The sequence below is a fragment of the Alsobacter sp. R-9 genome (assembly GCF_054612375.1).
Map to the genome: position 1 here is coordinate 506085 of NZ_JBTSWJ010000001.1, position 13350 is coordinate 519434.

At 71.3% G+C, this 13350-nt stretch carries 13 protein-coding genes and 1 tRNA gene; 8 read left to right on the forward strand and 6 right to left on the reverse strand.

The genetic code is table 11. The features are described 5' to 3' along the window. Positions 1-135 precede the first annotated feature (135 nt). Positions 136-531 carry a hypothetical protein gene (locus ACX9GQ_RS02340; protein ID WP_459627918.1) on the forward strand — a complete coding sequence of 132 codons (396 nt, stop codon included), beginning with the start codon at positions 136-138 and terminating at the stop codon, positions 529-531. A 60-nt stretch (positions 532-591) separates the two neighbouring features. Here ACX9GQ_RS02340 and ACX9GQ_RS02345 read toward each other — a convergent pair whose 3' ends face one another. Together ACX9GQ_RS02345 and motA are read right to left on the reverse strand one after the other, a co-directional pair. Then, positions 592-1467, reverse strand: coding sequence for a flagellar motor protein MotB (locus tag ACX9GQ_RS02345; RefSeq protein ID WP_459627919.1), 876 nt, complete (start codon positions 1465-1467; stop codon positions 592-594). Positions 1468-1490: 23 nt separating this feature from the next. Further along, positions 1491-2354 carry a flagellar motor stator protein MotA gene (gene motA, locus ACX9GQ_RS02350; protein ID WP_459627920.1) on the reverse strand — a complete coding sequence of 288 codons (864 nt, stop codon included), beginning with the start codon at positions 2352-2354 and terminating at the stop codon, positions 1491-1493. Positions 2355-2613: 259 nt separating this feature from the next. On the opposite strand from motA, the gene ACX9GQ_RS02355 reads away from it, so the two are divergent. Genes ACX9GQ_RS02355 through ACX9GQ_RS02370 form a run of 4 tightly spaced genes read left to right on the forward strand, consistent with a single transcriptional unit; the run spans position 2614 to position 4635 of the window. After that, positions 2614-2976: an ArsR/SmtB family transcription factor gene (locus ACX9GQ_RS02355; RefSeq protein WP_459627921.1), complete on the forward strand. Its 363-nt coding sequence runs from the start codon at positions 2614-2616 to the stop codon at positions 2974-2976. Beyond that, the gene (locus ACX9GQ_RS02360) at positions 2969-3502 is read left to right on the forward strand and encodes an arsenate reductase ArsC (RefSeq protein WP_459627922.1); all 534 of its coding nucleotides are present in this window, start codon (positions 2969-2971) and stop codon (positions 3500-3502) included. The genes ACX9GQ_RS02355 and ACX9GQ_RS02360 overlap by 8 nt, the downstream gene beginning before the upstream one ends. Next, the gene (locus tag ACX9GQ_RS02365) at positions 3496-4224 is read left to right on the forward strand and encodes an MIP/aquaporin family protein (protein WP_459627923.1); all 729 of its coding nucleotides are present in this window, start codon (positions 3496-3498) and stop codon (positions 4222-4224) included. Before ACX9GQ_RS02360 ends, ACX9GQ_RS02365 begins: the two co-directional genes overlap by 7 nt. Before the next feature lie 39 nt (positions 4225-4263). After that, complete coding sequence (locus tag ACX9GQ_RS02370; protein WP_459627924.1) at positions 4264-4635, forward strand: DUF1045 domain-containing protein; 372 nt, start codon at positions 4264-4266, stop codon at positions 4633-4635. A gap of 115 nt (positions 4636-4750) precedes the next feature. Here the strand turns inward: ACX9GQ_RS02370 and ACX9GQ_RS02375 are convergent. Next, positions 4751-4826, reverse strand: a tRNA-Glu gene (locus tag ACX9GQ_RS02375). A gap of 210 nt (positions 4827-5036) precedes the next feature. Between ACX9GQ_RS02375 and ACX9GQ_RS02380 the strand changes: the two genes are divergently transcribed. From ACX9GQ_RS02380 to ACX9GQ_RS02390, 3 genes are all read left to right on the forward strand, one after another. Beyond that, positions 5037-6182: a M24 family metallopeptidase gene (locus ACX9GQ_RS02380; RefSeq protein WP_459627925.1), complete on the forward strand. Its 1146-nt coding sequence runs from the start codon at positions 5037-5039 to the stop codon at positions 6180-6182. Between the two features lie 4 nt (positions 6183-6186). After that, positions 6187-7692, forward strand: a complete 1506-nt coding sequence (locus ACX9GQ_RS02385) for an amidohydrolase family protein (protein ID WP_459627926.1) — start codon at positions 6187-6189, stop codon at positions 7690-7692. A 77-nt stretch (positions 7693-7769) separates the two neighbouring features. Continuing rightward, positions 7770-8918 (forward strand): M24 family metallopeptidase, encoded by a 1149-nt coding sequence (locus ACX9GQ_RS02390; RefSeq protein ID WP_459627927.1) that lies wholly within the window; start codon positions 7770-7772, stop codon positions 8916-8918. A 77-nt stretch (positions 8919-8995) separates the two neighbouring features. On the opposite strand, the gene ACX9GQ_RS02395 is transcribed toward ACX9GQ_RS02390, so the two are convergent. From ACX9GQ_RS02395 to ACX9GQ_RS02405, 3 genes are all read right to left on the reverse strand, one after another. Beyond that, the gene (locus tag ACX9GQ_RS02395; protein WP_459627928.1) at positions 8996-10687 is read right to left on the reverse strand and encodes a SulP family inorganic anion transporter; all 1692 of its coding nucleotides are present in this window, start codon (positions 10685-10687) and stop codon (positions 8996-8998) included. A gap of 226 nt (positions 10688-10913) precedes the next feature. Continuing rightward, complete coding sequence (locus ACX9GQ_RS02400; RefSeq protein WP_459627929.1) at positions 10914-11576, reverse strand: class I SAM-dependent methyltransferase; 663 nt, start codon at positions 11574-11576, stop codon at positions 10914-10916. 114 nt (positions 11577-11690) lie between these two features. After that, positions 11691-13121, reverse strand: a complete 1431-nt coding sequence (locus ACX9GQ_RS02405) for an amidohydrolase (protein ID WP_459627930.1) — start codon at positions 13119-13121, stop codon at positions 11691-11693. Positions 13122-13350 lie beyond the last annotated feature (229 nt).

Here is a 13350-nt window from a genome sequence, read left to right on the forward strand (position 1 = left end):
CGAAGCGGACGTTTTTCCGACAGAATGGCGTGTAGCGTGGCGGCGCGATCGGCGCGTGTCCGGCCGTCGCCGCCCGGGGCCGGTCGTTGTCCTGCGGCCAGGCGATCAACCGGGCGCAATGGATGGAGGTCTCGAATGAAGCGCGAAGCGACGACTGCTGCCAGGCGACGGGCCACGCTTCGCCTTGCCGCGCTCGTGCTCGCCGCCGGATGCTGGGGCGGTCTCCTCGCATCCGGGCCGGCATCCGCCCAGAAGGAGCGTGACTCCGCTGCGCCGTCGAAGAGCTGGCCGGAAGTGAAATGCGAGCGTTACACCGCGTTCTGGAAACTCGAGCTGGCGCGGTCGGGCGGAACGGGGATCAGCGCCGAGTTCATCTCGCGCCATGACGCGTTCCTGGCCTCCGGCTGCACCGGACGGGCGGATGTCTGCCCGCGCACCAGGGAAGAGCTGGACCTCTCGAACAGGCTGACGGTCCGCGCGATGAACATGGGCACCGCCAGCACCTTCCTGCCCTTCGTCTGCCGCTCCTGACAATGGCCGCGCCGCGTCGCGCGGCCGCATCGCCTCCCGCCGCGGTGCGACTTCTTGTCGTCAGCGAAGGCCGCTCGGAGGCAGCGGAGGCGCCTCGTTGATCAGCGTGATCGTGACCCGCTGGTTCGCCGAGAGGTAGGGATTGTCGGGGAACACCGGCTCGGTGTCGGCACGTCCCGCCACGGAGGTGAAGCGGTCCTTGGGGAACCCGGCGCCCGACAGGATCTCGCGCACGGCGACCGCACGCCCGGCGGTGAGGCTCCACGAGTCGATGGCCCGTGCCGAGCCCGGGCGCACGGCGGCCGTGTGGCCGGTGACGGAGACGCGGTTGTTCATCCGGCGAAGGGTGGGCGTGATCGCCTCCAGGACGCGACGGGTCCGCTCGTAGGGGTTGACCGAGCCCTCGGGGAACATGGCGCGGCCGTCCTGGTCCATGAGGGACACGTTCACCCCATCCTTGGTCGGCTCGACCACGATGTTGCGCGACAGCTCGCCGATCTCGGGCATGCTCTGGAGCGCCTGCCGGATACTGGCCGCGGCGCTGATGTTGGCCTGCATGTTGGCGTTCGGGCGGCTGGCGTCGCGGTCGCTGACGTTGCCCGAAGTCCCGACCGAGGCGTCGCGGTCGTTGCCGCGGCCCGCGCTCCAGGGCGCGTCGCGGGGATCCGACGCCTTGCTGCCGGCCTTGTCGATGGTCGTGCCCATCAGGATGCCACCGGAGCCACTGGTGGTGGGACTCACGTTCGGCGGCGAGAAGTAGTTCGCGAGACCGATCTTCTGCTCCTTCGTCGTCATGCTGATCAGCCACATCAGCAGGAAGAACGCCATCATGGCGGTCACGAAGTCCGCATAGGCGATCTTCCAGGCCCCGCCATGGTGCTCATGGGCGGCCTTCTTGACCTTCTTGACGATGATCGGCTGGGGCGACTTGGCCATCGAGATCCTGCTGGACGATCGGGTCAGACGGTGGCCGGCAGGGCGGCCGTCGCCTCTTCCACTTCGCGGAAGGTCGGGCGGACTTCGCTGAACAGGGCCTTGCGGGCGAACTCGACCGCCATGACCGGCGGCTGCCCGTTGATATGGGCCAGAAGGCCCGCCTTGAGCGAGAGGTAGTACTTGGATTCGGCCTCGAAGGTGTTCTTGAGCGAAGCCGCCATGGGCGCGAAGAAGCCGTAGGCGACGAACACCCCGAAGAAGGTGCCGACGAGCGCGCCGCCGATCAGATGTCCCAGCACCTCCGGCGGCTCGGAGATCGCGCCCATCGTCTTGATCACGCCGAGCACCGCGGCGACGATGCCGAGCGCCGGCGTTCCATCGGCGAGCGACTGCATCGCCGACACGATGCGATGCTGCTCCTGGTGGTGCGTCTCGAGTTCCTCGTCCATGAGGGCTTCGATCTCGTGCGCGTTGTCCGCGCCCATCGACAGCATGCGCATGTAATCGCAGACGAACTCGACCGCGTGGTGGTTGGATGCAAAAGTCGGGAACGCGTTGAAAAGGCTCGATTCCTCGGGGTTCTCGATGTGCGGCTCGACCGCAGCCACGCCTTTCTGCTTCGCAAGCTTGTACAAAGCAAACTGCATCGCCAGCAGTTCGACGTAGCAATCCTGCTTGTACTTGGGGCCCTTGAACAGCGTGCCGAACACGCTGGGCATGGCCTTGAGCACCGGACCCGGGTTGCCGATGATGAAGGCCCCGATTGCCGCACCGAGAATGATCACGAACTCGAACGGCTGCCACAGGACCTCGATATGGCCCCCCATGGCCGCGTAGCTGCCGAGGACGCAGACGAAGACAATGATGGTGCCGACGATCAGCCGCATGGTTTGTCACCCTCGCGCCACGGCAGGTTGTACCCCCGCGAAGCTACTACTTGACCAACGACATGACGGATCGAGATTAAGGGCGAGTTTAGAGCCATGGGCACGAATGCCCGTAAGCCTCCCACGCCGGCCTGCCATCGGGAGTCGAGCGCGTGGCCGGGCAGGGGCAAGGGCCCGAAAGGCTCCGAAACCCGCGGCCGTCATCGGCCTGTCATCGATGCGGGCCAGACATCTCAACAGTGATTGAGATGACTGGTCCATGCCACCCCAGCTCACCGAGAGCCAAGCCATCGGAGCCTGCGCGGCGCTCGCGCAGGAGACCCGTCTCCGAATCGTCCGGCGCCTGGTGCGCGCCGGGCCGGAAGGGCTTCCGGCGGGCGTGCTCGGGGACGCGGTCGGCGCCTCGTCCTCACGCCTGTCGTTCCATCTCGCGGAACTGCGGGACGCCGGCCTCGTGACCTCGCGCCGGCAGGCGCGGTCGATCGTCTATGCGGCGCGGTTCGACACGCTCGGCGCGCTCGTGCGGTTCCTGGCGCAGGACTGCTGCGACGGGCACCCCGAGGTCTGCGCGCCGCTCGCTGCACCCTCCTTCGAATGCTGCCCGGAGAGCGCCGATGCCTGACCGCGTCTTCAACGTCCTCTTCCTGTGCACCGGCAACACCGCGCGGTCCGTCCTCGCAGAGGGCATCCTGCGCAAGGAGGGCGCGGGCCGGTTCAGGGCCTTCTCGGCCGGAAGCCAGCCCAAGGGCACGGTGAACCCCTTCGCCCTCAGGGTCCTCGGCAGCTTCGGCTATCCCACCGACGGCTACCGCTCGAAGTCGTGGGAGGAGTTCGCGGCGCCGGGCGCGCCGGCCATGGACTTCGTCTTTACCGTCTGCGACAGCGCCGCCGGCGAGGCCTGCCCGGTCTGGCCCGGGCACCCTTCGACGGCGCACTGGGGCATAGAGGATCCGGCGGCCGTCGAGGGCACGGACATCGAGAAGGAACAGGCTTTCGTCGAGGCCTTCCGCCTCATGCGCAACCGGATCGCCGCCTTCGTGGCCCTGCCGGTGGAGAGGCTCGACGCCGCGACGCTGAGAGGACGGCTGCAGGAGATCGGCCGCATGGATGGCGCAACGAAGGAAGCCGCGAAGGACCGCGCATGGTGACGACGCTGCCGCTTCCTCGCAGGCTGCTCGCGGAGGCCACGGGGACGATGCTCCTCGTCGCGACCGTCGTCGGCTCCGGCGTCATGGCGACGCGACTGACGAAGGACGTCGCCCTCGCCTTGCTGGGGAACACGATCCCGACCGGCGCGATCCTCGTGGTGCTCATCCTCATGCTGGGGCCCGTGTCCGGCGCGCACTTCAATCCCGCGGTGAGCCTCGTGATGACGCTCAAGGGCAAGCTGCCGGGGCGGGAGGCGTTGCCCTACGCGGCGGCGCAGATCGCGGGCGGGTTCGCCGGCACGCTGCTCGCCCACGCGATGTTCGAGCTTCCGCTCTGGCAATGGTCGCAGACCGTCCGTTCGGGGCCGGGGCAGTGGCTTGCCGAGGTCGTGGCGACGTTCGGGCTCGTCCTCGCGATCCTGGGCGTGTCGAAGCATCGGCCCGAGAGTGTTCCCCTGGCCGTGGGGCTCTACGTCACCGCCGCGTACTGGTTCACCGCGTCGACCTCCTTCGCCAATCCGGCCGTGACGCTGGCGCGCGCGGCGAGCGACACCTTCGCCGGGATCGCGCCGGGCGACGTCGGTGCCTTCGTTGTCGCGCAGCTCGCCGGGGCGATGGCGGCCTTGTGGTTCGGCAGCATGCTTTTCGGCGACGGCGGGAGCGGTCATCCCGCGAGCGGGAACGCCTCCAGCACCGTGAAGGGCCTGAGCCGGTCCGCCTGACGGAAGACGGCGATGCGATCGACGCTGAGGTTCGCCGGCTTGGCATCTCCGGCTCTGCAGTCGCCGGGCCTCACGGCCGTCGCGGCTGGGTGCGTGCTGCCGTTGCAGCCCTTCCGCGCGCCGCTCTCGCCGGACGACCGAGCCTGGCGGAGGCCGGAGCGGCTCGACGACGTCGGGCGTAGGTATCTCGACCGGTACGGCTACCCCTACGTGCTCGACCGGTTCCGCTTCCACATGACGCTGTCCGGCTCCCTCGACGACGCCAGGAGGGAACCGACCCGCCGCTCTCTCGCGGCGGTGCTGTCCTTGAACAGCTTCAAATATCGGAGCTCCGCTGCCAGGCACTCGGCCATGAAGCGCGTGAAGGACGGAGCGGCACTGGTGAGCTGGATCCCGAGGCGTCCGACATAGCACTGTACGAAGGCGCGCTGGGTCTCGGCGTAGGCTTCGACGGTGATGTCGTTCAGGAGCCGCGTCCGGTCGAGTTGCCGCCGCACCGCAGCGTCGTTGCGCCAGTGGCAAGGAATGGCGCTCCCAAGGGGACTCGAACCCCTGTTTTCGCCGTGAGAGGGCGACGTCCTAGACCGCTAGACGATGGGAGCGGAGCGCGGCGCGGGGCCGCGGCTGGGCACTCCTATAGCGACCTGCCCGCCGGGCATCAAGTCCATTGCGGCGGGAGGCCGGAGAAATTCGGGTCGGTTTCCGGAGGGGCATCGAGCCGTGCCGGGGCGTGGGGACGGCAACTTCACGATGCCATCGCGGCTCGGGCCCGCTAGGCTGGCCGCAGCAACCAGAACCCCGGGGGCGGTCCGATGGAAACCGAGTCCACCGTCATGCCGATGCCGGATCCGGACGTGCTGGCGCGACGCCGGACGCGGGCCGCCGCCGCGGCGCTCGCCGGGGGCTGCGAGGCGCTGGTCGCGGCCGGCGACACCGAGTTCAACAAGCACGGCTATGTCCGCTACCTCACCGGCTGGCGTCTCTACGGCGGAACCGGCTTCGTCGTGCTGCGGCCGGACGCCCCGGCCGTGTTCGTGCTCGGGCTCGGCGCGCAGGCCGAGTGGGCGGCGGACGCGTGCCGCGGCCTCGAAGTCCGGCCCGTGCTCGACAAGGTCGCTGCCGTCGCGGAGGCGGCCTGCGCCGGGACCTCCGCCACCGCTCGCATCGCGGTCGCTGGGCTCGACGCGATCATGTCCCACGGCGATGCGCGACAGCTGCAGCAGGCCGTCGGGGCGCGGGAGCTGGTCGATGCCTCCGCGCTCCTCGAGGACCAGTGGGTGGAGCTGGAGCCTGGCGACATCGCGGCCGCCGAGCAGGCCCATGCGATCGTCGCCGAGGCGTTCAAGGCCTTCCGCGGTGCGCTCGCCCCCGGGCGCACGGAGCGGGAGGTCGTGGCGGCCGCATACGGACGTGCGGCCGAGCTCGGCTGCTTCGACGGCATCGTCAATGTGTCCGTCGGGGCGGGTGCCGGGACACATCCTGCGACCGGCCGGCGCTTCGAGCGGGACGACATCGTCAAGATGTTCATGGAGTTCCTGACACCGCAGGGCTTCCTGATCGAACTCGGCGGCTGCTTCTCGTTCGGCGAACCGCCTCCGGCGTGGCGCGACCGCTTCGCGCTGGCCGCCCACGTGATCGATGCGGCGGTCGCCGCGACCCGACCGGGCATGGTCGCCGACGACCTCGTGCGCTTCATCGCCGACGAGATGCGCCGGGCCGGCGGGCAGGTGGTCGGGCGCCGGCTGTGGGATTTCCACGGCCAGGGCTACCACTCGCTGCAGCGCCCCTTCGGCCTCCCGGGATCGCAGGACCCGATCAGGGCGGGGATGATGATCAATATCCATCCGGGCCTGCTCACGGCCGACGGTCTCGGCGTGTCGGCGACCAACAACTACGTCGTGATGCCCGGCGGCGGGCGCCCCCTGGGCGGTTTCCGCCATGTCTGGCAGGTGGTCTGAACCGATGCAGCCGACACCGATCGATCTCGTCGTCGCGGGCGGCCACGTCCTGACGATGGACGCACGGTCGCCCGAGATCGCCGACGGCGCGGTGGCCGTCCACGCGGGCCGGATCGTCGCGGTCGGCGAACGGCGGGACATCGTCTCCCGCTTCGTGGCGGAAAGGACGATCGATGCGGGCGGCTGCGCGGTGCTGCCGGGGCTCGTCGACGCTTACGCCCATGCGGGCCACGGGATGATCCGCGGCCTGATGCATCCGTCCGCCGGCTGGCCTTCGGCGATGTACTGGCATGCGACGACGCCGGCATGGTGGCGGGCCGAGGCCGACCTGTCCGCGCTGGAGCGGCTGGAAGCGGGCGTCACGACCGGCCTGTCGGTAATCGGGGCCACGCCCGCCCGGATGGACGACACGGCCTTCGCCGATGCCAATGCGGAGGCCTATGCCGCCGCGGGACTGTCGCTGGTGCTGGGGGTCGGCCCTCCCGACCCGGTCTTCCCGCATCTCGCCGAGCCCTTCTCGGGCTCCCACCGCGTCGAGGGCCGCTGGGTCGAGCGCGGCTTCACGGCCGAGGACGCGATGGAAAACACGCGCCGCGTGATCGAGCGCTGGCACGGTGCGGCCGACGGACGGCTCCGGGTGGCGCTGGCCTCGCCCTACCTGTTCGGGCGCCACGTCGCCCACAGGCGCAGCCCGCACCGGCTTCCCGACGCGTCGGACGCGCCGGCCATCCACGCGCATGCCCAGGCGATGCGCGCGCTGGCCGACGCGGCCGGCCTCATCGTCCAGACCCACATGTTCGCCGGCTCGGTCGATTACGCGGTCCGCCATTTCGGCGCCGCCGAGGTCGCCCGGCTGCTGGGGCGCGGCGACGTCCTCGTCGCGCACGCCAACGGCCTGTCGCCGTCCGAGTGCGAGGTGCTGGGAGCGGCGGGCTGCGGGATCGCGACGGTGGCGTTCACCCACGAGAACCTGTGGTACGGCGTGGCGCCGGTCCCCGACCTTGCCAGGGCCGGTTGCGCAGTCGCCATCACCACGGACGGCGCGGCGCCCTACACGTCCCTCGACCTGTGGCGGGAACCGGCCCGTGCGGCGTGGAACCAGTGGATGGCGCGCGGGTCGCAAATGGTCATGCCGCCCGAGACGCTGCTCCGCATGATCACCATCGACGCGGCCCGTGCCCTGCGGCTCGACCACCGGATCGGTTCCCTGGTCCCCGGCAAGGATGCCGACATCATCGTCGTGGACCTCTCCGCTCCGCATTTCGGACCGGTCACGGACCTGGTGCAGAGCCTTGCCCTGTACGCGACCGCGTCGGATGTGCGGGAGGTGGTGGCGAAGGGCGAGTGGCTGCTTCGGGCGCGGCGGCCCCATCGCGTCGACCGGGCCGCCATTCTGGCCCGCGCCCGGGACGAGGCTGCACAGGCATTCGGCCGGACCGACCTGGCTCCCTATCGCCGCGGCCCTGACCGTTGGTCGGGCACGGTGGCGTGGCCTGACGCGGGAACCTAGCGGCTGGGCGTCTTGCGCGGCGGCGGGCCGCAGGTCAGGCTGGCCCGGTCGCACCGTCATCTCCTGCGGTTTCTCCCATGCACGATCCCGACGCCCTGAAGCGCGAGTTCGAACGTCGCGTGGGCCATCTTCAGGCGCTGATGCACCGGCTCGATCTCGACGGGCTGTTCGTGGGCGGCAACGGCTCCCCCGACGGCGTCGCGAGCGTTCGCTGGCTCACGGGAGCACGGGCATGGGCCGGCGTCCTCGTCGCCGTGCTGCTCCGCGACGACCCGGCCCCCTACGTCGTGTCGCACTCGTCCTATCAGGCGCTGTGGGCCCGCAGGCGCGCCGCCACGCATCCCGATCGGGTCGAATGGTCGTCAAGGCCGGTGTCGCGCGCCGTTGAACGTCTTGCCGCCGCGCGGCGGCCTGGCAGGATCGGAGTCGTGGCGCGCGCGAAGATGGCGGCGACGGACCACGACGACCTCTCCGTCGCGCTGCGCGACGTCGATCTCGTCGACGTGACGGGCGCGTTCGACGCGCTCCGACGGCAGAAATCCCGACTCGAGATCGAGGAGTTCGAGGACAACGGCGCGCGCCTGAGCCGGGCGCTGCAGATCTTCGCGGATCGCGCCACGCCCGGCGTCCCGCTGATCGAGACGGCGCTCGCGGCGGAGGCCGAGGCGCGCCGCGACGGCGGCTTCTGGTCGCGCGCCAAGGTCGCGGTGGGACCGGTGCCCTACACGATCCCGCCGGAGCCGGGAGAAACGATGCCGGCCGACGAGGTCGTCACGTGCGAGCTCGTCACCGAATCGCCGCTCGGCTACTGGACGGAGATGACGGTTCACGTGACGTGCGGCGCCGTTCCGGACGAGACGGCACGACTGTTCGACGCGTACTGGGCCGCGTCGGAGGCCGCGATGGCGGCGGCGCGCCCGGGCGTGCGGCAGGGAGAGATCGGACGGGCCGGCGACGCAGTCCTCGCGGCCCACGGCTTCCCGCCGGCCGGGAGGCACACTCCCGACTGCCACTCCATCGGCCTCGACGGCGCCGACGGACCGAGCAACAGCGCTGACCCGGAGTTCGTTCTCCAGGAGGGAATGGTGCTGTCGATGCACCCGGGCGCCATCACGGCCGGCGACCGCGGCTTCCTCGTCTCCGACAACGGGCTCGTCACGGCGCAGGGCGCCCGGCGGCTGTCGCCGCACGGCCGGGAGCGGCGCTGGATCGTCAAGCCGGCCTGAAGGCGAAGCACCTGTTCGGGGTCCCCGCGCACGAGCACGGCGGTTGCGCCAGGGCTCGTCTCCGCGATGCCGGGGCGTCATTCCTCCCGGTGGTCGGCGAGGTAGTCTTCCACGGCGGCTTCGACGGTGGGGTGGAACGCGTCGGGAGCGAGCGTCCGCAGGACGCCGAGCCGGAGGAACTTGTCCTTCACGGGGTCCTTCAGCTCGGCGAAGTCCAGATCGATCCCCTTCTCGGCCAGTTCATGCACCAGGTCGACAAGGGCGTCGGCCGCAGTGACGTCGATGCTCGTCACCGGCTCGGCCGCCACCACGACGCGGCGCACGCGCGACGGCGCTGCCGCGACGGCCGCGAGCACGCGTTCGCGGAAGAACTCGGCATTCGCGAAGAAGAGCGGAGCGTCCCAGCGGAACAGCACCAGCCCCGGCACCTGGCGCGCTTGGGGATAGCGGCGCAGGTCGTGGAAACCGGCCACGCCCTCGGCCTTGCCGAGGACGGCGGAATGCGGACGCCAGCCGTCCCACAGGAACTCGATCACGGCCCCGACGATCGCCAGTCCGATGCCGGGGATGACGCCGAGGAGGAGCACCCCGGCGCTGCAGGCGACCGAAAGCCAGAACTCCCACGGCTGCACCCGGGCGATGCGGGCGAGGTCGCCGACGGTGACGAGCCCTGCCGCCGAGACGATGACGACCGCGGCGAGTGCCGCGACCGGGAGCGACTCGATCAGCCGCGGCGCCGTCACGAGCAGGACCGCGACGGCGACAGCCCCCACGACGCCGACCACCTGCGTGCGGGCACCGGATGCCTCGGCCACCGGCGTGCGGGACGAGCTGCTGCTGACCGGGAAACCCTGGAAGAACCCCGTGGCGACGTTGGAGAGCCCCAGCGCGACGAGTTCCTGGTTGGGGTCCACCCGGTGTCCCGTCTTCAGGGCGTAGACGCGGGACAGCACGCTCATGTCGGCGAACGCGACGAGCGCCACGGCCGCGCCGCCGAGCAGGACCGGGCCGAGATCGGCGGGCGAGACCGCGGGCACCGACCAGGAGGGCAGCCCCTGCGGGAGCGTGCCCAGGACCGCGACCCCCGTCGGGCCGGCGAGGTCCAGCGCCTCCACGATGCCGATCGCAACGACGAAGGCCACGAGGAAGGCGGGAATGCGCGGCACCCGCCGGAGCACGAGGATGAGGAGCAGCAGGCCGATCCCCAGCCCGGCCGCCGCCGGGCGGAGTTCTCCGCCCGCCATCGCGGAGGCCAGCGCGCGCAGCGTCCCCACGGGATGCTCGGCCCTGACGGCGAGGCCGAGCAGCTTGGGCAGCTGGTCGAGAATGACCGTGAGTGCGATGCCGTTCATGTAGCCGTAGCGGATCGGCTTCGACAGGAGCTCGGTCACGAAGCCGAGGCGCGCGAGGCCGGCGACCACGCAGATCGACCCCGCCACGACGGCGACGGCGCCGGCGACGGCGACGGCGCGGGCCGGATCGCCGGGTGCCAGCGCCAGGACCGTGCCGAGGATGATCGGCGCGAGCGCGGAATCCGGGCCGAGCACCATGATGCGGCTCGGGCCGACGAGGGCGTAGACGAGCAGCGGGACGATGGTCGCGTAGAGGCCGTAGATGCCCGGAAGGCCGGACGCGACCGCATAGGCGATGCCGACCGGCACGAGCATGGTCGACAGCACGAGCCCGGCGAAGACGTCGTGATGCAGCCAGGACAGCCGGTAGTGCCGCAACACCACCAGGCCGGGCAGCCAGCGTGTCCATGAGCCCATCGCCCTCGCAGCCTCTCCCTGCCCGTCGCCTCGCCACGAGGTTCCGCGACGCCCCATCCGACGGCCGAACGGGCGGGCTGTCCAGCGCGACATCACCGCCCGCGTCCACGCGTCGTTGTAGCATTCGCCACCGGTCCGGGAGAGCGGGCCGACGGCGCCCCGGGGTGTCGCGCGCCATTGTCCCACGGCCGCCAGGTGCTGACCGGCATGCTGCAGGCGGGCGCGCTCACGCCTCCCGGCGGCGGGCCAGCAGCACGGTGTGACCGGCACATGCCGGATCGTCGGGGACGAACTCGACGATGCCGGCCCCCGACGCCGCGAGCCGCGCCGCGTATTCCTCCGGCGCCAGGCTCGCATGGTAGACGGGTTGGCCGGCGACGCTCCCGACCGGCTCGCCGGCGGCGGGGCCCACCGTCAGAAGCAGGCCTCCGCCGGGTTGCAGGTGCTCCACCAGACGGGGCAGGAGCGCCCGCTGCTCGTCCGGCGTGAGGTGGAAGAAGCTGTCCCAGCCCACGATGGCATGGAACCGTTCCTCGAGTTGCAGGCGCCGCATGTCGCCGACGATCCAGCGCGCCTGCGGCAGCCGGGCACGCGCGATCCCGATCATCTCCTCGGCGCTGTCCAGTCCCGTCACGCGCAGGCCGAGCCCGGCGAGGTAGAGCCCGATCGGGTCTCCCGCGCCGCACCCGAGGTCGAGCACGGACCCGCCGGGCGGCAGGCTGTCCGCCAGCCGGTCGAGCCACGGCTTCTCGAAGAGCGCCCGCGACCGCTCCGCGTCCCACGCCCGTGCATGACGGCGGTAGACGTCGCGCGTCGCGGCGGCCTCCGCCTGCCGGTCGCGCTCATTCTCGGCCGGCACGGCTGCTATGTCGCCAGCGGTCATCTTCATGGCCTGTCGTCCTGGGCGCGCTGCGTCGGGACAGGCGTGCTGTCGTCCATCCCAGCGCGTTCGTACGCGGTGCCTGCGCCCGGTCGGGCCGAAGACACAACGCGCGCCCGCGCCTCAGCCCGAGGCCGGGCCGCGGGACATGTCGAGCGGGGGCATGACCTCCGGCGGGATGGGGCAGACGTAGGGCGTGCCCCGCAGACGGCGGGCGAGGTCGTCCTTCGCCGCCTGCACGAGGCCGGGCTCGGTGACGGCGCGTGCCGCGAGCGCGGCCATGGCCTTGGCGGCCTGCACCATCGCCTTGTGGGCGGCGGGCTCCTTGCCTTGCGCCACGATCTGCCACGTGTGGAAGGGCGTGCCGATGGCCACCGTCGGCGCGTGGACCTGCACCGTGGGCACGACCCACGACACGTCGCCGACGTCGGTGGAGCCGATCATCGGGTTGCGCTTGACGTCGAGCGGCACGGTGAAGTCGGCGAGCGGCGCGCCGGTGTCCTCCATGCCGAGCGCGTGCCACGCGGCGGCGATCTCCTGCGGCGAGAGCGTGGCGCGGATCGCCGATGCGAAGGCGCGGTCGCGGTCATCGAAATGCGGCGGCCCGAGATCCTCGATGATCGCCTGCAGGGCCTCCTCGAGCGGCGTGTTGCCGACGACGTTCGAGACGGCGCTGACGATGCGCACGTCGACGCTCGTCTCCGTCATCAGCGCGGCGCCCTGCGCGACCTTGCGCACGCGTTCGACGAGTTCGAGCATGCCCGGCAGGTCGCGGGCGCGGATCGAGTAGCGGACGCGGGCGTGGGCCTGCACGACGTTGGGGGCGATTCCGCCGGTGTCGAGCAGGGCGTAGTGGATGCGCGCATCGCTCGGCATGTGCTCGCGCATGTAGTTGACGCCGACGCTCATCAGCTCGACGGCATCCAGCGCGGAGCGGCCGAGATGCGGGTAGGCGGCGGCGTGCGCGGCGCGGCCGGTGAACACGAAATCGGCGCGGGTGTTGGCGAGCGACAGGGGTGGGGTCACCTCCCACCAGCTCGACGGGTGCCAGCACAGGGCGATGTCGCAGTCGGAGAAGGCGCCGGCGCGCACCATGAAGGCCTTGGCGGCGCCGCCCTCCTCGGCCGGGCAGCCGAAGTAGCGCACGCGACCGGGCAGGCCGTTGGCGGCGAGCCAGTCCTTCACGGCGGTGGCGGCGAGGAGCGAGGCGGCGCCGAGCAGGTTGTGGCCGCAGCCGTGGCCGTGGCCGCCGGCCTCGACGGGGCTCTTCTGCGCCTTGCCGGCCTCCTGGCTCAACCCGGGCAGGGCGTCGTACTCGCCGAGGATGGCAATGACTGGCCCGCCCTCGCCGGCCTCGCCGACGATCGCGGTCGGGATGCCGGCGACGCGCTCGGTGACGCGGAAGCCTTGGTGGAGTAGTTCCGCCTTGTGCTCTGCGACCGATCGCTCCTCGGTGTAGCAGACCTCCGGGATGGCCCAGACGCGGTCGCTGAGGGCGATGAGGCGCTCGCCATGCTGGTCGACGTGACGCCAGATCTCGTTGCGGTTGTCCATGCGGTGGTCCCGGCCCTGCCCAAGTGCCCGCCGTGCCGGCGGCCCGCACACCGTGGGGCGGCGGCCGGGGCTTGTCCAGACGCGGCGGGTGGCCGTCCGGGCAACCCAGCCCTGCACGGTCGCAAGGCCGGCCCTGCGACCGTGCAGGGCTCGCGCCCTTGTCATGACGCCCGCCCACCCGATGATGCTATGGCGCCTCGTCCCCCGTCGGGGCACCCGACAGCCTGCG

Coding starts and splice junctions, on each gene's coding strand:
- ACX9GQ_RS02385 (WP_459627926.1), top strand. CDS start 6,187: ATGCAGCCGACACCGATCGATCTCGTCGTCGCGGGCGGCCACGTCCTG.
- ACX9GQ_RS02405 (WP_459627930.1), bottom strand. CDS start 13,121: ATGGACAACCGCAACGAGATCTGGCGTCACGTCGACCAGCATGGCGAG.
- ACX9GQ_RS02395 (WP_459627928.1), bottom strand. CDS start 10,687: ATGGGCTCATGGACACGCTGGCTGCCCGGCCTGGTGGTGTTGCGGCAC.
- ACX9GQ_RS02380 (WP_459627925.1), top strand. CDS start 5,037: ATGGAAACCGAGTCCACCGTCATGCCGATGCCGGATCCGGACGTGCTG.
- motA (WP_459627920.1), bottom strand. CDS start 2,354: ATGCGGCTGATCGTCGGCACCATCATTGTCTTCGTCTGCGTCCTCGGC.
- ACX9GQ_RS02345 (WP_459627919.1), bottom strand. CDS start 1,467: ATGGCCAAGTCGCCCCAGCCGATCATCGTCAAGAAGGTCAAGAAGGCC.
- ACX9GQ_RS02340 (WP_459627918.1), top strand. CDS start 136: ATGAAGCGCGAAGCGACGACTGCTGCCAGGCGACGGGCCACGCTTCGC.
- ACX9GQ_RS02355 (WP_459627921.1), top strand. CDS start 2,614: ATGCCACCCCAGCTCACCGAGAGCCAAGCCATCGGAGCCTGCGCGGCG.
- ACX9GQ_RS02365 (WP_459627923.1), top strand. CDS start 3,496: ATGGTGACGACGCTGCCGCTTCCTCGCAGGCTGCTCGCGGAGGCCACG.
- ACX9GQ_RS02360 (WP_459627922.1), top strand. CDS start 2,969: ATGCCTGACCGCGTCTTCAACGTCCTCTTCCTGTGCACCGGCAACACC.
- ACX9GQ_RS02400 (WP_459627929.1), bottom strand. CDS start 11,576: ATGAAGATGACCGCTGGCGACATAGCAGCCGTGCCGGCCGAGAATGAG.
- ACX9GQ_RS02390 (WP_459627927.1), top strand. CDS start 7,770: ATGCACGATCCCGACGCCCTGAAGCGCGAGTTCGAACGTCGCGTGGGC.